At 43.1% G+C, this 16,322-nt stretch carries 19 protein-coding genes; 11 read left to right on the top strand and 8 right to left on the bottom strand.

The features are described 5' to 3' along the window. Positions 1–241 (top strand): hypothetical protein (locus AAC033_RS08550; protein WP_339737053.1); only part of this gene is annotated, 241 nt, incomplete at its 5' end. 101 nt (positions 242–342) lie between these two features. Continuing rightward, positions 343–1,005 (top strand): uracil-DNA glycosylase, encoded by a 663-nt coding sequence (locus AAC033_RS08545; RefSeq protein ID WP_339737051.1) that lies wholly within the window; start codon positions 343–345, stop codon positions 1,003–1,005. Between the two features lie 190 nt (positions 1,006–1,195). Here the strand turns inward: AAC033_RS08545 and AAC033_RS08540 are convergent, their stop codons facing one another. From AAC033_RS08540 to AAC033_RS08530, 3 genes are all read right to left on the bottom strand, one after another. Continuing rightward, on the bottom strand, positions 1,196–2,278 hold the full coding sequence (locus AAC033_RS08540) for a ketoacyl-ACP synthase III (RefSeq protein WP_339737049.1): 1,083 nt from the start codon (positions 2,276–2,278) through the stop codon (positions 1,196–1,198). Between the two features lie 10 nt (positions 2,279–2,288). Further along, positions 2,289–3,056, bottom strand: coding sequence for a UDP-2,3-diacylglucosamine diphosphatase (locus tag AAC033_RS08535; RefSeq protein ID WP_339737047.1), 768 nt, complete (start codon positions 3,054–3,056; stop codon positions 2,289–2,291). 104 nt (positions 3,057–3,160) lie between these two features. Further along, complete coding sequence (locus AAC033_RS08530) at positions 3,161–4,309, bottom strand: TlpA disulfide reductase family protein (RefSeq protein WP_339737045.1); 1,149 nt, start codon at positions 4,307–4,309, stop codon at positions 3,161–3,163. Positions 4,310–4,472: 163 nt separating this feature from the next. Here AAC033_RS08530 and AAC033_RS08525 point away from each other — a divergent pair, with 163 nt between their 5' ends. The 3 genes from AAC033_RS08525 (at position 4,473) to AAC033_RS08515 (ending at position 7,443) form a co-directional block, all read left to right on the top strand. Beyond that, positions 4,473–5,408, top strand: coding sequence for a bifunctional riboflavin kinase/FAD synthetase (locus tag AAC033_RS08525; protein ID WP_339737043.1), 936 nt, complete (start codon positions 4,473–4,475; stop codon positions 5,406–5,408). Between the two features lie 135 nt (positions 5,409–5,543). After that, positions 5,544–6,962, top strand: a complete 1,419-nt coding sequence (ahcY, locus tag AAC033_RS08520) for an adenosylhomocysteinase (RefSeq protein WP_339737041.1) — start codon at positions 5,544–5,546, stop codon at positions 6,960–6,962. A gap of 49 nt (positions 6,963–7,011) precedes the next feature. After that, positions 7,012–7,443, top strand: coding sequence for a hypothetical protein (locus AAC033_RS08515; RefSeq protein WP_339737039.1), 432 nt, complete (start codon positions 7,012–7,014; stop codon positions 7,441–7,443). A gap of 3 nt (positions 7,444–7,446) precedes the next feature. On the opposite strand, the gene AAC033_RS08510 is transcribed toward AAC033_RS08515, so the two are convergent. Then, positions 7,447–7,875 (bottom strand): hypothetical protein, encoded by a 429-nt coding sequence (locus AAC033_RS08510; protein ID WP_339737037.1) that lies wholly within the window; start codon positions 7,873–7,875, stop codon positions 7,447–7,449. A 77-nt stretch (positions 7,876–7,952) separates the two neighbouring features. Here AAC033_RS08510 and AAC033_RS08505 point away from each other — a divergent pair, with 77 nt between their 5' ends. From AAC033_RS08505 to AAC033_RS08495, 3 genes are all read left to right on the top strand, one after another. After that, entirely contained in the window at positions 7,953–8,408 is a 456-nt protein-coding gene (locus AAC033_RS08505) for a hypothetical protein (RefSeq protein WP_339737035.1), read from the top strand. 150 nt (positions 8,409–8,558) lie between these two features. Then, positions 8,559–9,032 (top strand): transcription elongation factor GreA, encoded by a 474-nt coding sequence (gene greA / locus AAC033_RS08500; RefSeq protein ID WP_339737033.1) that lies wholly within the window; start codon positions 8,559–8,561, stop codon positions 9,030–9,032. A gap of 3 nt (positions 9,033–9,035) precedes the next feature. Continuing rightward, a complete protein-coding gene (locus AAC033_RS08495) occupies positions 9,036–9,431 on the top strand; it encodes an HIT family protein (protein ID WP_339737031.1) in 396 nt (131 codons plus the stop codon). An 87-nt stretch (positions 9,432–9,518) separates the two neighbouring features. On the opposite strand, the gene ruvC is transcribed toward AAC033_RS08495, so the two are convergent. From ruvC to AAC033_RS08475, 4 genes are read right to left on the bottom strand one after another with little or no spacing between them, the layout of a single operon-like run. Further along, the gene (ruvC, locus tag AAC033_RS08490) at positions 9,519–10,073 is read right to left on the bottom strand and encodes a crossover junction endodeoxyribonuclease RuvC (protein WP_339737029.1); all 555 of its coding nucleotides are present in this window, start codon (positions 10,071–10,073) and stop codon (positions 9,519–9,521) included. Beyond that, the gene (locus AAC033_RS08485) at positions 10,073–11,362 is read right to left on the bottom strand and encodes a S41 family peptidase (RefSeq protein WP_339737027.1); all 1,290 of its coding nucleotides are present in this window, start codon (positions 11,360–11,362) and stop codon (positions 10,073–10,075) included. The genes ruvC and AAC033_RS08485 overlap by 1 nt, the downstream gene beginning before the upstream one ends. A 45-nt stretch (positions 11,363–11,407) precedes the next feature. Continuing rightward, positions 11,408–12,307, bottom strand: a complete 900-nt coding sequence (locus AAC033_RS08480; RefSeq protein ID WP_339737025.1) for a DMT family transporter — start codon at positions 12,305–12,307, stop codon at positions 11,408–11,410. Beyond that, positions 12,308–14,191 (bottom strand): tetratricopeptide repeat protein, encoded by a 1,884-nt coding sequence (locus tag AAC033_RS08475; RefSeq protein ID WP_339737023.1) that lies wholly within the window; start codon positions 14,189–14,191, stop codon positions 12,308–12,310. Positions 14,192–14,582: 391 nt separating this feature from the next. On the opposite strand from AAC033_RS08475, the gene AAC033_RS08470 reads away from it, so the two are divergent. The 3 genes from AAC033_RS08470 (at position 14,583) to AAC033_RS08460 (ending at position 16,285) form a co-directional block, all read left to right on the top strand. Next, complete coding sequence (locus tag AAC033_RS08470) at positions 14,583–15,074, top strand: sigma-70 family RNA polymerase sigma factor (RefSeq protein ID WP_339737021.1); 492 nt, start codon at positions 14,583–14,585, stop codon at positions 15,072–15,074. After that, positions 15,058–15,714: a hypothetical protein gene (locus AAC033_RS08465; RefSeq protein ID WP_339737019.1), complete on the top strand. Its 657-nt coding sequence runs from the start codon at positions 15,058–15,060 to the stop codon at positions 15,712–15,714. Before AAC033_RS08470 ends, AAC033_RS08465 begins: the two co-directional genes overlap by 17 nt. Before the next feature lie 115 nt (positions 15,715–15,829). Further along, positions 15,830–16,285, top strand: a complete 456-nt coding sequence (locus AAC033_RS08460; protein WP_339737017.1) for a hypothetical protein — start codon at positions 15,830–15,832, stop codon at positions 16,283–16,285. Positions 16,286–16,322 lie beyond the last annotated feature (37 nt).

Raw genomic sequence — 16,322 nt, 5'->3', positions numbered from 1 at the left:
GAGACTGAGGCCGGATGCTTGCAGCAGGCGGCTTGAAGGAATTGGACGCAGATCAGGTATGATTGTTTATGATTCCCTTTACAGTTTCAAGTTTAAAGTTGCGGCTGGCAGCTTGATTTTGCTTTGCGGCGCAGCTATGATTGGTATTTCAAATGACCTTTCCTGTGCGCCTTCAATCTATCTTGTTCACTTCCCTGTAACCCTTTCAGGGTTTGTTCTTTGCTCGTCAGCCTATGGTTGAACATCAACATTGTGCGGCCCGAAACTCGGAACTTGGAATTAGGAATTTGGAATTTGAAACTTATGCACTATTTTAACGCTCCGAAAATAAAACCCCGTTCGATGGATGTAAAGATTGATGCCAGTTGGAAAAAGGTTCTGGCCCAGGAATTTGAGAAAGACTACTTTAAGAAACTAAGTGCATTTGTCCACGAAGAATACCGGACACACAAAATTTATCCGCCTGCTAAACTCATTTTCAACGCTTTTGACCAATGTCCGTTCGATCAGGTAAAAGTGGTTATTCTTGGCCAGGATCCCTACCACGGCCCGGGGCAGGCGCATGGTCTGTGTTTTTCGGTCAACGACGGGATTTCCTTTCCTCCGAGCCTGCGAAACATTTTCAAGGAGTTACAGCAAGATGTTGGCAAACCAATTCCGACAACCGGCAACCTGACAAACTGGGCCAGGCAGGGTGTGCTGCTTTTAAATGCAACGCTTACTGTTCGTGCAGGGCAAGCCGGATCGCACCAGAAAAAAGGCTGGGAGCAGTTTACCGATGCGGTGATACACCAAATCAACGCCCATAAAGAGCATGTGGTGTTTATTTTGTGGGGAACTTATGCCATACGCAAAGGCGAATTCATTGATGAAAGAAAGCACCTGGTGTTGACATCGGTGCATCCATCACCCCTTTCGGCAAGCAGGGGTTACTTTGGGAACAAACACTTTAGCCGCACCAATGCTTTCTTGAAACAGCAGGAACTGCCGCCAATCAACTGGTAGGTTTTCGTGCCAAAGCGCCACTTCAGTAGCAAATCAAACTAAGCGGTGATTGGGTTGCCAGGCACAGAATCGCTCCCAATTTCGCACACCGGACATTCAATAAAGGCTTCTTCTTGGATATTTCACACGACTCGGGGCCAAGACAGCTATCAGAATCTGAGTCTGTTTGCTTTCACTGTCAACCAGCCTTCTACCATTTATAAACGATTGAATTGATGTTCATTCCTGCTCCCACCGAGCATAAAATAATATAATCGCCGGCATTAATTTCCTGATTCTCCATCTTTCCTCTTACAATCAAATCAAGCAAGGTCGGAACAGTTGCAGTCGACGAATTCCCAAGTTTATTGATACTCATGGGCATAATTCCATCGGGAATATTTTTCTCTTTATACAATTTGAAAACCCCTTTCAAAATGGCTTCATCCATCTTTTCATTGGCCTGATGGATCAATACTTTTTTCACATCGCTCAAATGCAGACCAGCTTTCTCAAGACTATCTTTTACCACGCCAGGAACAAAGCTCAAAGCGTACACATACAGTTTATGGCCAATCATTTTTATGAACAGATCATCTCCTTCGTAATCCGGATTAGACGAACCACCCATAGTCAGCAATCCTGCATAAGGAATTGAATCGGAGCGACTTGAATGGGAAAGAATTCCGATTGGTTCGTCCGACCAGGTCGCTTCAACAATTGTGGCTCCGGCTCCATCAGCATAAATCATACTGTCGCGGTCATGCGGATCGGAAATGCGCGAGAGCACATCGGCCCCCACCACTACACCCCGCTTATAGGTTTCGCTCCGAATGTAGGCGTCAGCGATAATCATTCCCTGTGTCCAGCCAGGACAACCGGATATGACATCGTGACAAATGCAGAACGGGTTTTTCAGGTTTAATTTCCTTTTCACTTTGTTGGCCAACGACGGAACAATGTCGGAGTGTGTCCTTCCGGAAGCGACATCTCCAAAATTGTGACCTACAATAATGAAGTCTAACTCTTCCGGACTTAATCCGGCCGCCTGACAAGCATTTTTAATGGCTTCAGCTGCAATATCCGAATCCACCTGATCGTCTTTTACCCAACGACGTTCTTCAATATTGGTGATCTCATGAAACTTTTCAATGATCTCTTCATTGGTCTTGTCGAAAAGTTCCCGGGTGGAGGGATCATAAAATTTGTAATCAGAAAAGTAATCGTTTTTAACCACCTGCTCAGGAATGTAACTTCCTGTACCAATAATTTTCGTATAGATATTCTTCGCCATAACAATCAATTCATAGGCTTTCGCCTGGACCTTTATATGTTTTCAATTCAAATTTCTCACCATCAAACACGCCATATGAAAAATGGGAAATCCAATCGCCCAAATTAATGTAGCGTGTGTTTTTTCCAAGGGGCAAATCTAATAACAAATGCCGATGACCAAAAATAAAATAGTCAACTTCTTCATCTTCAAGGGTTGATTTTGCAAAAAGGTAGAGTCCCTCCTTTTCTTCACCTTGAAAAGGCACAAACATGCCCTTGGTCAACCGGCTCTTTTTTGACCAGGCGTGAGCCAGCGAAACACCCAGATTTGGATGCAGCCACGAAAACAGCCATTGTAAAAAACGGTTTGTGAAAAGTTTTTTCAGCAGATGGTAGCCTTTGTCGTAAGGATCCAATCCGTCGCCATGGGCCAGGAAAAACTTCTTTCCTGAAAAATTCACCCGCATTTCTTCGCGATGAACATGAACGCCCAATTCAGATGGCAAATAATCAAACACCCACACATCGTGGTTTCCGGTGAAAAAATGAACCGGGATACCTGAATCAGCTAGTTCTGCAATTTTCCCCAATGTACGCGTAAACCCACGAGGGACAACGGTCTTATATTCAAACCAGTAATCGAAAATATCACCCATGAGGAAAAGTGCAGCGGCATCCTTTTTGATATCATCGAGCCACGCCACAAAAAGTTTCTCGCGCTCCCTATTATTCTTCAGTGCCGGAGCACCAAGATGGATGTCTGAAATAAAATATATTTTACCTTGATAGTCAGTCAACTTATATCTTTTTCGTCAAAAAAACCCGACAAATATACCAGTAAAAAATTAAGTTTCACGAATTCATTTCATCAAACCATCCGAACAAAAAGTGCAGACAGCAATTAATTCAACTCTTCGCCCAACAAGCGATCCAATGCAGGCCCCTTCAAGTCTTTGGCAATAATAACACCTTCATCGTCGAGCAGATAATTAAAAGGAACTTGCTGCACATTGTAGTTGATGACAGCCGTCCGGCTTCCTTCCATATCGCCAACATTAATCCACGAAAGCTTGTCCTGGTCAATCGCATCAACCCACTCGTAGCGGTCTTCGTCGACACTAACCTGGTAAATCTCAAATCCTTTTCGGTTGTATTTCTTATAAAGCTCAACCAAAACCGGGTTCATAATTCTTGATCCACGGTCTTGCGCCGACCAAAACTGAAGCAAAACATATTTTCCCCGCAAGGACGACAAGGCAACTTCCTTCCCATCAGGATCAGGCAGCACAATGTCAGGACTATTTTCTCCTTGTTCCTGAATCAGTTGTTGAATTCGTGCGCTGCGCTCATCTTGCATCAACTTAATCGTATTGGCATATAATGCCTTGACATGTTCTGACTCGGGATAAAAAGAATTCAGAGCTGAAGCAGCTGTTTTTAGAGATTGAATATCCTGGATGACAAAATTGTCGTTGTCGAATTTCTGATAGAGAGCCAAAACATTGGCCATGGAAAACGGATGCGAGGTCACAAAGTTTTGAGAATATTTGATCTGCTCCTCCACGACCTCGTTATATTCCTTCTCCCATTTCTTTTTCAACCTTGGATAATTTGGATCAGTCCGAAAAAGAACATGTAGTGAACTGATTGAATCCAGCAGATGTTTTGTGTGACTTAAATGCTGGTTTAGCTCCTGTACCTGTGCTGAACCTTCGGAGCCGTTTACGATATAGTCGCGCGAAAAGTTGGCCGCGTCTCCAGCTACCTGAACCTGCTCAGCCGAGTCAACCAACAGGGTAATAAAATTTCGGTCGCTTAACTTCAACAGAAAAAAAGTAGGATGCTGAACAATGCCGTCAAATTCAAATTCCCCGGACTTTCCTATCTTTACTGAATCGACATTTTCGGATGAGCTTACCTTCAGTTTATCGAGGTAAACATACTGTCCTTCGGCGTTGCTAATGCGCCCTGAGATTTTGTAATGCGTGGAATCATCACAAGCCACCATGAATGCAGCAATCGAAATTAGGAGTACAAATAGTCTTTTCACAATTCGGATTTTTCAATTTTTTATTGGTGCGTAAAAATAATAATTTACCAATCAATTCACCGGTAAGTATGAAATCTTTTATACACTCGACTGGTTTTCATCGTTAAGCGTTATTCAAAAATCTAAAATTATACTACTTTTGGCACTGCAAAATGAGACTTGAATGAAAGTTTATCGTGACGTTAGCCAATTTAATGTAGCAAAACCAGTCCTCACGGTTGGATCTTTTGATGGTGTACACTTGGGGCACCGCAAGGTCATTGACCGTCTGAATGAAATCGCCAAGCAAAACGGAGGAGAATCGGTCATTTTTACTTTTTCCCCACATCCTCGATTGGTGCTGACCAAAGACCAGAGCAGTTTGCGCTTGCTCACCACGCTGAATGAAAAAATTGAACTGCTTGATCAAGCTGGCGTCGATCACCTGATTATCTACCCATTCACCCGAGACTTTTCTGAATTAAGTTACACCGATTTTGTCCGCATTCTTTTAGTCAACCAGCTGAATATCGACAGCCTTGTCGTTGGATATGACCACAAATTCGGGAAAGACCGCAAAGGTGACTTTGAAATGCTTCAGGGTCTTTCCATGGCCTTCAATTTCAAACTGGAAAAGTTGGATGTGCTGCTTTCGGACAATATGAATATCAGCTCAACCAAAATTCGGCAGGCGCTTCAAATAGGCGATATCAGCAAAGCAAACAGGTACTTGGGCTATCCCTTCAGCCTGCATGGAACCGTTATTGAAGGACAAAAGCTGGGACGCAAAATCCAATTTCCTACGGCCAATATTGAAGCCTCCGACCCACATAAGATTATTCCAGGGTACGGTGTTTATGCCGTTCTCGTTAATATTGAAGGGGTCATTCACCGTGGAATGCTAAACATTGGAACCCGCCCCACAATTAACAACAATGCGGATAACAGAAGTATTGAAGTCCATATTTTTGATTTCGACAAAGACATTTACAAAAAACAATTGGAGTTGAAGTTCGTCACCAAAATTCGCGAAGAACAAAAGTTTGGCTCCATCGACGGTTTGCGTTCACAACTGCAAAAAGACAAACTGGATGTTCAGGAATTTTTCAGTCAGGAGTAGCAACTGATCAGCCAGCCAACTTTTATCCGCCCACCGTTCACTCCAGTCTACTAATCCAATCGCCAAACAATTTTGTTTCATGACCATTATTTCGTCTGGAATAATTATCTTTGCACCACTAAAATTGAACACATTATGACAACGATGACAGATACGAAAATTGATTCTAAAGTGGCTGATATTTCGCTTGCCGATTACGGACGTAAAGAGATTGAGATTGCCGAGAAGGAAATGCCGGGCCTGATGTCCATCCGCAAAAAACATGCGAAGGAGAAACCGCTGAAAGGCGCTCGAATCATGGGTTCTTTGCACATGACCATCCAAACCGCAGTGTTAATTGAAACCTTGGTTGAGCTCGGTGCATCTGTCCGTTGGGCCAGTTGTAACATTTTCAGCACACAAGACCATGCTGCTGCAGCGATTGCTGCTGCGGGAATTCCGGTGTTTGCCTGGAAAGGTGAAACCCTGGCGGAATATTGGTGGTGCACCGAGCGTGCACTCGACTTTGGAAAAGGACAAGGGCCCACACTGATCGTTGACGATGGAGGCGATGCCACCGTAATGATTCACCATGGTTACGCCGCTGAGAATAACCCCGCCTTGCTGGACGTGAAATTAGAGGCCGAAGATGAAATTCAACTCAATAATATTCTGAAACGCATTCTAAACGAAGATCCCCAGCGCTGGCACCGAACAGCTCCCGAAATCAAAGGAGTGTCGGAAGAAACCACCACCGGCGTACACCGGCTTTACCAAATGATGGAAAAAGGGACCTTGTTATTCCCCGCCTTCAATGTGAATGACTCGGTCACCAAATCGAAATTTGATAACCTGTATGGCTGTCGCGAATCGCTGGCCGATGGTATTAAGCGTGCCACCGACGTGATGATTGGTGGAAAAGTTGTTGTCGTTGCCGGTTACGGCGATGTTGGTAAAGGATGCGCCAAATCGATGCGTGGCTATGGCGCCCGGGTGATTGTCACCGAAATTGACCCCATTTGTGCCCTGCAGGCCGCCATGGAAGGTTTTGAAGTGAAGACCATGGAAGATGCACTGGACGAAGGAAACATTTTTGTAACCACCACCGGAAACAAGGACATTATTACGGCTGAGCACATGGCTGGCATGAAAGACCAGGCCATTGTTTGTAACATCGGCCACTTCGACAATGAAATTCAGGTTTCGCGCCTCGAAAAATGGCCGGGCATTACAAAGCTCAATATCAAGCCACAGGTAGACAAATACACCTATCAAAATGGGCACGCCATTTATTTATTAGCTGAAGGCCGTCTGGTTAATTTGGGATGCGCCACCGGCCACCCTTCATTTGTAATGAGTAATTCGTTTACCAACCAAACGCTGGCACAAATTGAATTGTGGAAAAATGAATACAAAACAGATGTTTACCGCCTGCCAAAACACCTGGACGAAGAAGTAGCCCGCCTGCATCTGGAGCAATTGGGAGTGAAACTTACCACGCTTACCAAAGAGCAGGCCGATTATCTTGGTGTTGCACCTGAAGGTCCCTACAAACCAGAACACTATCGTTATTAATTGATACAAAAAAGCAGCTCACGGGCTGCTTTTTTTTGTATCTTCGGGCATGTCCGACAAAAAAATACATGAGCACCAGGTACTTCAAATCTTTAGGAATTTAGTCCGCGACTTTCCGAAGGGGAAAGTGGTGCAAACGGAATCGCCCGATTTTTTAGTTCGCCTGAACCGAAAAAAAGTGATTGGCATTGAGCTCACCGAATTGCATGGACAAACGTTTTACGACAACCTGGGATACTACAACACCCCCGAGCTGCTGTATCAAAACATTGAACACACGATCTTAGCCAAGGAAGAGAAAATTTATCTCTATCAAAAAGTTAAGCCTGTTGAATTGTGGTTACTTATCCATCTCCGGTCGTTCCAGGATCAGCTGAACTTCCACTACCGCAACAAACTCAATAATTGGGATTTTAACTCGTCCTTCGACCGTATTTTTCTGCTGGAGGAGAAGAATCGGGAACTCCATGAAATTTGCTAATGATTAATTGGTCACATGCAGGCGGCCTCCCGACACATTGACCCGGTATTGTTTTAACGGCTCGGCCGATGGCCCGCTGATGACATAGCCACCATCCAGCAAGTTGTATTGTGTTTCGCAACAAGGGCACGTTCCAATCACATCATGATCGTCGTTCAGACGGCAATTAAAATCCGTTTCGTACGGGCAAGTCATGTCATAGGCATAGAACGAAACGCCACTGTTAATAACAGCAATACCACCATAGCCTCCGTTGAAATATTCGGGATAGCCTACCGTATTCAGCGCATTATGATTGACCAAATTGATATAAAAATTCACCTCAACATAGGGGATCGAAGAGTCAAAGTCGTCGTCGCAAGATAAACCAAAAGCAAGCAAAAGGAGGAATAAAAAACTTAACCTCCGGGAGAACCATTTTATGCCATTCATTTTTTATATCTTTATAACTCTTAAAACAACGAAAAGACGAAGATATTTTACTCTGGGCACAACAAAATTAAGATAAAATGGAAGATTATATTTTTATTCTTATCGCTATTGTTCTTTCAATCTTTGGAGCGATCAATCAGAACAAAAAGAAAAAGATGGAGCAAATGATGGAAGAAGAACAAGAACCAGAACACGAACCTTCTTTCTTTGACCAAATTTTCGATGATCCGATGTTCAGGGAAGAGCCCCAGCCAAAAACTGTACGGGAACCGGTCGTCATGGAGAGGCCACAAATTATTCCCGAACCAAGGAAAGCTGAACGACGAATACCAGAACCGAAACTGGAGCGACAACCTCTCCGGTCATCACTTCTGAAGAAAACTGAAATTGGAGATGCCATTCATAAAAATAAGATTGCATCGTCAGCAACAGAAACGGAAACAGAAACCAAAGGTGCCCGCTATTCAGTCATGAGTGATTTCTCACTGCGAAAAGCCATCATTTACGCTGAAATTCTGGAAAGAAAATACTAGAACGGTTTCATAAACAATATTTTATAAGCTTTTCAGGAGTTTAGCACTCGCAAATACCGAATATTTTATATAGCTTTGTAAAGCTAAAGGGTTCCACTCGTTCGGAATTCTTTTTTCTTTTATGTAGTCACATCAAAAAAGTGAAAAACAATGGGAAAAGTGACCTTTATTACCCAAGAGGGATTGAACAAACTAAAAAAGGAACTTGAGCACCTGATGAATGTGGAGCGTCCTGCAATTTCGAAGCAAATTGGGGAAGCCATTGAAAAAGGTGATATTTCGGAAAACGCAGAATACGATGCAGCAAAAGATGCCCAGGGTATGCTTGAAGCAAAAATAGCTCAGCTCCGTGGCAAAATTGCCAATGCACGTATCATTGATGAGTCAAAAATTGATACCTCGTCAGTGCAAATTCTGAACAAAGTGACCATCAAAAACAAAAAAAACAATGCCACAATGCAATATACGATTGTATCGGAGCATGAAGCAGATTTGAAGTCAGGCAAGATCTCAATTGAAACGCCAATTGCGCAGGGATTACTCGGCAAAAAGGTAGGAGATTTGGTAGAAATACAGGTACCATCAGGTATCATTCCTTTCGAAATCATCGACATTTCACTTTAAGCTATGGCAAGCCTGTTTACAAAAATCATTTCAGGAGAGATCCCAGCCTACAAAGTGGCTGAGGATGAGAACTATTTAGCTTTTATGGATATTTTCCCAACAGCTAAAGGACACACGCTGGTTATTCCAAAAAAGGAAGTGGACTACCTGTTTGACCTGGATGATGAAACCTACACGGGTCTACACCAATTTGCAAAAAAAGTGGCTGTTGGTTTGAAAAAAGCTGTTCCTTGTCAAAAAGTAGGTGTGATGGTTTTAGGCCTTGAAGTGCCGCATGCACACATCCACCTTGTGCCCATGCAATCAGAAAAGGATTTGCTTCATTTTTCAGACAAAGTGAAAATGACTCCGAAGGAATTTGAAGCCTTACGGATAAAAATTGCTGAAGAAATTGATTAGGAGAATCAATTAAAAGATAGTGCTGGCCATTCTGTTTTTCAGGATGGCTTTTCTTTTTCCAAATGTTGAGCATCGCGGAATAAGCATTCACTTCACCCTACCGGGATTCTTTTTGACAAAGTCACCCCAGCCTTTATATGATTTCCCTTTGAGCGGGCTTCGAAGCTGCAGGTAATGGCAAACCGCAACAGCAAGCGCATCGGTCGCATCCAGCTCTCTGGGCAGTTCATCATCTTTAAACATGTTTCGTAAAAAGAAAGCCACCTGTTCTTTCGAAGCGCGTCCCATGCCCGTAATGGCTTGCTTGACGCGTAACGGTGCGTATTCAAACACCGGAATGTCCTTCTCCAGCGCTATGCCCATCACAATTCCCTGCGCCCGTCCAAGCTTAAGCATGGCTTGGATATCTTTTCCATAGAACGGTGATTCAATCGCCAGTTCGTCGGGCAGGTACTCATTCATTAAATGTTGAGTTCGGATGAAAATCTGTTTCAATTTGAGATAGTGATCTTTTAGCTTGCCTGTTTTCACAACACCTGTGTGCAAAATCTTCGGATTGTTATCCACAATTTCGATCAGGGCATAGCCCATCACCACCGTTCCCGGGTCGATCCCCAAAATTCGTTTCGATGTAATTCCCATTAATAAGCTCCCGTAATTTCCTGCAAGCCACGTTTCAAAGGCAAGCCTTGAGGTTGAAGTTGCATTGATTTCAAGGCGATGACATCGTTACCCCGGATAATATCGAGAGCGGCTTTTAAACACGCTTCCTCCGGGTTTCCCCATCCTCGGTATATATCATCAACCACTTCGTAATCGGCCGAAATTCCATTGAAGTAATCGCCCTGGTCGTTGGCGTTTAGCAATTTGAAGGTAACCGGAGCCAAGGCGATATCGTATTCTTCGGACTGAAAAACACTCATCCCAACAGGCTTTCCTGCAGTTGTCGTTCCAATCGTAACGACCTCCTTAAAGGGAAACATGCCGTTGATGACCATTTCGCTGGCTGAAGCCGATGCGCCGGTGGTAATAAAAAACAGCCGGTCCACATCAACCGACAGCTCATTGCCTTCGGTACCGAAATCGACATTATCATCGGTGTGATTTTCATTGTAGATAATGCGCCCCAGTAATTTTTTTTCGATGTCACTGCCTCCAATTAGTTCTTCCAAAAGGAAGGCGATGCCCAAGTTGCCACCACCATTGTATCGTAAATCGACGATGAGCTCATCAATACCCTCCTCCTGAAAATCGGTAAATACATCCTCCAACTCCTTCAGCGATGGCTCGAGAAAACTTTCGAAAACCAAATAGCCCACCTTCTTTGCTCCGACTGCCAGTACGTTCCAGTGCAAGACGGTATTCATCTTGTAGTCGGTCCGGGTCATCGAATGAGAAACCGTATCGTTTTCAGTCGTCACAAAAGTAAACTTCACTTCCGAATCGGTATCAAAAGTAGCGCCCAAGTCTGGGATATCCTGCAACGGAACATCATTAATCTCAATGAACTCCCAGCCGCGATCCACGCCGGCAAGCCCCATCGGCGACTGTTTGTAAGTAAACTTAACCATTAGTTTTTGGTCCGGCGTTACCGCCATTCCAACGCCGAAACCTTTAGTCTGCGCTTGTTCAAACAACGCTCGATAGGCATCCAGGCTAGTCACAAAACTCCAGCGATCCAACTCATCATACATTAAGGCGCCCACCAGACTTTCGTTGGTGCTGTAAGTGTTCGGATCGAGTTCCGGCAGCTTATCAAGCCAAAAATACCAATCCTGAAAAATATCGTAGATGTAAGTCTTGCTATTCTCGACAAGCTCCTCTTCCAACTCAATCTCAGGAATGACTTCTTCCTTGGAGCATGAAATTCCAAACAATAACACCCCGGAAAGAAAAAGGCTTAACAGCCCCCTTTTTTTTATATTTTTCATCGCTAGAGTCATCTTTATGTTAAACCTCTTTTTTCTTCACGACTGTTAACGGATTCGCCATCGTTTCACTTTTAACTGCTGAACAAAGATGCCAAAAATTATCAAGGCAAGGCCAAAAAAGGTGGTCAGATGGATCACTTCATGCAAAATAAAATGAATGAAGATCAAGGATAAAAACGGTGAAAGAAAAATAAAATTGCCTGTTACGGCATTGTTATCGCTGTATTGTAAAGCTTTCATCCACACCACATAAGTAAGTCCCAATTCAAACAATCCGATGTAAATTGCAACAAAGAAGTAGCCATCTGGTTGTATCTGAAAGCTTTCACCAGGCGCAAACAGTCCGTACACAACCAAGTAAGAAATTCCAAAGACAAAGTTCCAGAAAAAAACCACCAGTTTATCGCGCTTTTCCTGCACGCTAAAAATCCAGTACAACGACCAGATAACACTACTTGCCAAAGCCAGCAGTGCACCGATCAAATCAGTTTTATAAAAGCCGGAAATACTTCCCTGCGACGCGATAAACACCACGCCCACAAAGCTCAACAGAATTCCCCAAACATTGCGCGAACTGATTTTGTGCCCCAAAACCGGAGCTGACAACACGGCCAGAACAATAGGCCAAACCATATTTAGCGACTGGGTTACCTGTGCGGGATTCAAATCGTAAGCTTTGAAAAGCACCAAATAATACAAAAACGGGTTGAACAGTCCCTGCCCCACCGACAAAAGCAAGCCCCGCCGGTTCACGGTCAGCAAAAGTCTGAATTTGCCTTGAACCAATATCAGAATAAAAAAGATCAGAAAAGAAGTAATGGAAGCCACCAAAATCAACTGAAAAGGGCTTAAAACCTTCAACGCAATTTTAAACGCTGACGCCACGGTAGACCAAAACACCACTGCCAGCAAAGCCCACAAAATGGCTTTTCGTTGATTCTTCATTTAGTTGTTGTCGGGTTCGTTGAAAAATAGGGTTTCTTTGTCAACCGGAATTTCACCACGCAAACGACGGTATCGTTCGCGGGCATCCTCCACATAAATGCTTCCCGGGTATTGGGTCAGCATCTGCTTGTACAACTCACCGGCTTCCTCTGACCGATCTAACTTTTTCTCATACAGTTCAGCCAATAAAAATAAGGCATCGTCGGCCAGTAGATCGAAAGCAAAACCGTCTCTTACTTTTTCGAGAAAAGCGGCTGCCTGCGCATAATCACCACGATTGGTCAAGGTTTTCGCTTTGCGGAAGTAAATATCATCCAGCAAACTATGGTAGCTGTATTGAGCTTCAATCGAATCCAAGGTAGCCCAAGCCAGCGAATCCTGTCTGCGAAACTGGTACAAATCAGCTTTTGCAAACAACTGCATGGGAACTTCAGTGGTGTCAAGCGCAGTATTGCTGCTAATAAAAATCGATAATTCCAGCGCATCGTTGGCAATCAGCTTCGACGTACTGGCTTTCAGCACATCCAGTTGGGCCTGCGCCCAGCTCAGATTGCCCATATAATAACCGAGTTTGGCTTTCTTCAGCTTTACCTCATCGCCCAGCGGATTGTTTTTGTTGGTATCAATGATTTGTGAATAAAGCAAAACCGCCTCCCACAAATCATCTTTCAACACCTGAATATCGGCCAGCTCATTTTTCAGCTGATCGCGTTGCAAAGCGTTAATTCCTTTTATTGTCATTTGGTTTTGTAACACGTCCGTTGCCGAATCAATTTCCTGTTGATAGAAAGCCAAAAAATGCGCGTAGTCAATCACGAGCGAAGTTGTTTCAGGCAAAAAACCAACGACCTGAAAGGTCTTTTGAAACTGCGACTGCAATCTTAAGGCATCCGGATTTTGCTCGGGATAGTGAATAAACAGATGATAATGCATTTTCATTTTTCCCTGATGGGCCTCATTGTAAAACTCACCGCCCGGGCCCTTATCAATCAGGTAGTCATACGCCCGAATGGCTTCCTCAACTCCATCGTTTCCGGCAGCTATTCGCGCAAGGCTGGCAATATTGGCATCGCCTGCCCCAATGCGTTTATCCAGCGCAATGGCCTGTCGCAAGGCTTGCGAAAAACGATTTTCTTGAATAAATAGCCAGATAAGCAAATGATTGTAGGCGATTACATCCGGATCTTCCTGAATACGCCGGAGCAAAGAAATCCGAAACTCGTCGCGCAACGAATTGTCCACGTCCATCCGAAAAGCCGTCAGAATGCTACTTTGAACCCGCCCCAGATTGCTTTCATCAATCTTCAGCAAGTCCAGGTAAGCCTGAAACATCTGCTCATAGTCGCGTTGGTATAAATAAACCCGCGCCAGTTCATAATGAAAGGACTCGTTTGGCAGCCGTTGGTCGCCCAGTTCGTAAACCCGGCGGGCAAATTCATATTGCTGGCGCCCCAAAAAGGCACTGGCCAGCCTTATGTAGTCACTTTTGTTGTTCGGAACAACCCGCAAAGACTCTTCATATTTCCGCACCGCTTCATCCTGCCTGCCCTGCTGCGAAAGCATAAAACCCCACTGCACATAGAGGTAGGCGTCATTTTTGCGACGTGTCAGCTGTTTCCGGATCTCCTCTTCGGCCTGCGCAAAATCCTCCAGTTCCAACAGACAATTCAAGTACAGATTAAAGTAAGAATCGTTTCCCGACCTATCATAAATCTCGCGGTACAGGACCGCCGCCTTCTCAAAATCCCTATTCCGGTAATACTGATTGGCCAGCTGCAGTTTATCAGTGTCCATCTGTATAACCTGGCTCTGCCCCGACACCGGAACAAACAAGGCTAAAAGCAAACCAAAAAGTAGCCATCGTCTAATCGTCTTCTCTTTCATCGTCTACAAAAATAACAATCTGCCGGGACTTTTTGGCGGCTGAATACCGCGGGTTCCGCTCCGAGGATGGTTATTGTTTTTTTTGACGGTGTCAAGCCTGTACCATCGAAAGGTTCGGGTGTTTTTACGCCTAGCCGCCAATAGCTCCCGAAAGCGCTTTGAATACCAGTTTCAGGAACGATCAATTAGCAAACGATGATTCGTTACACAATGTCGATTATTTAACGTCACTTGCTCAAATGACGGACAGGCGGGATCTCCAATTTTCAAGCCGCACAAATCTTATAAGGAATTCCATGTGTTTGCTATCTATTGAAATCGTATCTTTTTTACAAATAATTCTCTCGCTGTAATAATTCCTGAGTTTCACCACTAACTAAAATAAAACGAATTGAGTAGCGATTTTTATAATACATCTATTTTACCCTTCAAGGGAATAATTATCAAAATATGCAGGGCATATACGAACTCACAAGAAGACTTTGAAGATTATTTTCAGGAAGTGTGTCTGCAAATCTGGAGGAGTAAAGAAAACTTTCGTGAGGAATCGGAATGGAGCACCTGGGTTTACCGAATTTCACTGAACGTTTGTTTGACCTTGCTGAAAAAAAAGACAAACAATAGTCAGCATTTTGTATCAGACACATTACCAGCTGAAGAAACGGAAAATAATGATGCGTTTTCAAACGAGTCTCTGAATCTTTTATATGCTGCAATCCGGAAACTGGGGGAAATAGACCGAGCCATCATCATGCTTTATCTGGAAGAAAAATCGTATCAGGAAATCGCTGATATTATTGGAACAAATCCAAATAATATTGGCGTTCGAGTTCAAAGAATCAAAATGAAATTAAAAAAAATATTAGATGGAAAAATCAATTGAAAACATTTGGAAAGAGGGTTTTCTGAAAAGCGATGCTTTAGTAGCACCAAAAATAAACAAGCTGTACACCCGAAAATCAATTCATATCATTGACAAATTTAAAAGGATGTTCAGGATAAACTTGATTGCGATTGTTGTCTTCTCGTTCACCTTTTTAATCGTTTCCTATTTTGTAGGAATACCGATAACAGGCGCGATGTTTTTTGTTACCCTGATAGTACTTGTTATTATTAATAGTAGGTTATTGAATGGGTTAGAGAAAATAGATCAAGGTGTCAGTAGTTATGAATATCTCAAGGCATTTAACCAATGGATAAAAAAACAGGTGGCCGTTAATAAGAGGATATCTACATTTTTGTACCCTATTATATTCCTGTCGCTTGCTCTAGGCTTTTGGTTTAAAGATGCAGAACACATCCCTTTGGGCGAAAGACTTGTAGATAAAATACTCTCAAATTTTCCTGACACTATTCTAATATTCGGAATTCCGCTAATAGGAATCGTTATCGCCGTTCTATTTTTAGGGTTACTGGCATTTTGCGGCGGCAGGATTTATCAATGGGATGTCAACCTCATTTACGGTAACGTATTCAAAAAACTGGATGAATTGCTGACTGATATCGAAAGTTTAAACCATTAAAACAGCTTGTATCGAAATGAGTTTATGTGGCCTTTCAAAAAAATAGATAAGAAAAACAGATTTTACATGTAAGATTTTTTGCGCTGAGCCACTAACCAGGAAAACGTTAATTATTATGACATTACAAGAAGCTTATAATTTTTTCGAACGATTAAGAATTATTGAAACCACTAAAAATTCGGAAATCAGGATTTATGAAAAATTCCTTCATATCCTATCCGAATTGAAAAACAGAGACTTCTCAAAAGTTGAAATTCAATCCATTGAAGCAGAGCTTGATCGTTTAAATTTAGAATCGAATCCTGAAAACAGGAAAAAACACTTCGGCAAAGCACTTAGTAAATTTGAAAATTTTTTAAAGAATACCTTTTCTTTAATTTCAACCGGGCATTACACCAAGCTTGGTATTGGTTTAGGATCTTCTTTTGGAATTCTTTTAGGAATTGTGTTTTTGTCGAGTATAGAGCGGTCTTTGGGAATCGCTTTGGGCATGTGTATTGGAATGCTAATTGGGTTGATCATTGGACGTAATATGGATTCTCAAGCGGAAGCAGCAGGAAGGATGCTATAATTTGCTCCTCAACGTCATCCTGTAAATGAATTCGGAG

It is taken from the genome of uncultured Sunxiuqinia sp. (assembly GCF_963974515.1).
Classification (GTDB): domain Bacteria; phylum Bacteroidota; class Bacteroidia; order Bacteroidales; family Prolixibacteraceae; genus Sunxiuqinia.
The sequence above is the reverse complement of the archived record's forward strand: the minus strand, read 5'-3'. Positions and strand labels throughout refer to the sequence as shown.

Coding starts and splice junctions, on each gene's coding strand:
- AAC033_RS08545 (WP_339737051.1), top strand. CDS start 343: ATGGATGTAAAGATTGATGCCAGTTGGAAAAAGGTTCTGGCCCAGGAA.
- AAC033_RS08540 (WP_339737049.1), bottom strand. CDS start 2,278: ATGGCGAAGAATATCTATACGAAAATTATTGGTACAGGAAGTTACATT.
- AAC033_RS08525 (WP_339737043.1), top strand. CDS start 4,473: ATGAAAGTTTATCGTGACGTTAGCCAATTTAATGTAGCAAAACCAGTC.
- ahcY (WP_339737041.1), top strand. CDS start 5,544: ATGACAACGATGACAGATACGAAAATTGATTCTAAAGTGGCTGATATT.
- AAC033_RS08515 (WP_339737039.1), top strand. CDS start 7,012: ATGTCCGACAAAAAAATACATGAGCACCAGGTACTTCAAATCTTTAGG.
- AAC033_RS08510 (WP_339737037.1), bottom strand. CDS start 7,875: ATGAATGGCATAAAATGGTTCTCCCGGAGGTTAAGTTTTTTATTCCTC.
- AAC033_RS08505 (WP_339737035.1), top strand. CDS start 7,953: ATGGAAGATTATATTTTTATTCTTATCGCTATTGTTCTTTCAATCTTT.
- greA (WP_339737033.1), top strand. CDS start 8,559: ATGGGAAAAGTGACCTTTATTACCCAAGAGGGATTGAACAAACTAAAA.
- AAC033_RS08495 (WP_339737031.1), top strand. CDS start 9,036: ATGGCAAGCCTGTTTACAAAAATCATTTCAGGAGAGATCCCAGCCTAC.
- ruvC (WP_339737029.1), bottom strand. CDS start 10,073: ATGGGAATTACATCGAAACGAATTTTGGGGATCGACCCGGGAACGGTG.
- AAC033_RS08485 (WP_339737027.1), bottom strand. CDS start 11,362: ATGAAAAATATAAAAAAAAGGGGGCTGTTAAGCCTTTTTCTTTCCGGG.
- AAC033_RS08480 (WP_339737025.1), bottom strand. CDS start 12,307: ATGAAGAATCAACGAAAAGCCATTTTGTGGGCTTTGCTGGCAGTGGTG.
- AAC033_RS08475 (WP_339737023.1), bottom strand. CDS start 14,191: ATGAAAGAGAAGACGATTAGACGATGGCTACTTTTTGGTTTGCTTTTA.
- AAC033_RS08465 (WP_339737019.1), top strand. CDS start 15,058: ATGGAAAAATCAATTGAAAACATTTGGAAAGAGGGTTTTCTGAAAAGC.
- AAC033_RS08460 (WP_339737017.1), top strand. CDS start 15,830: ATGACATTACAAGAAGCTTATAATTTTTTCGAACGATTAAGAATTATT.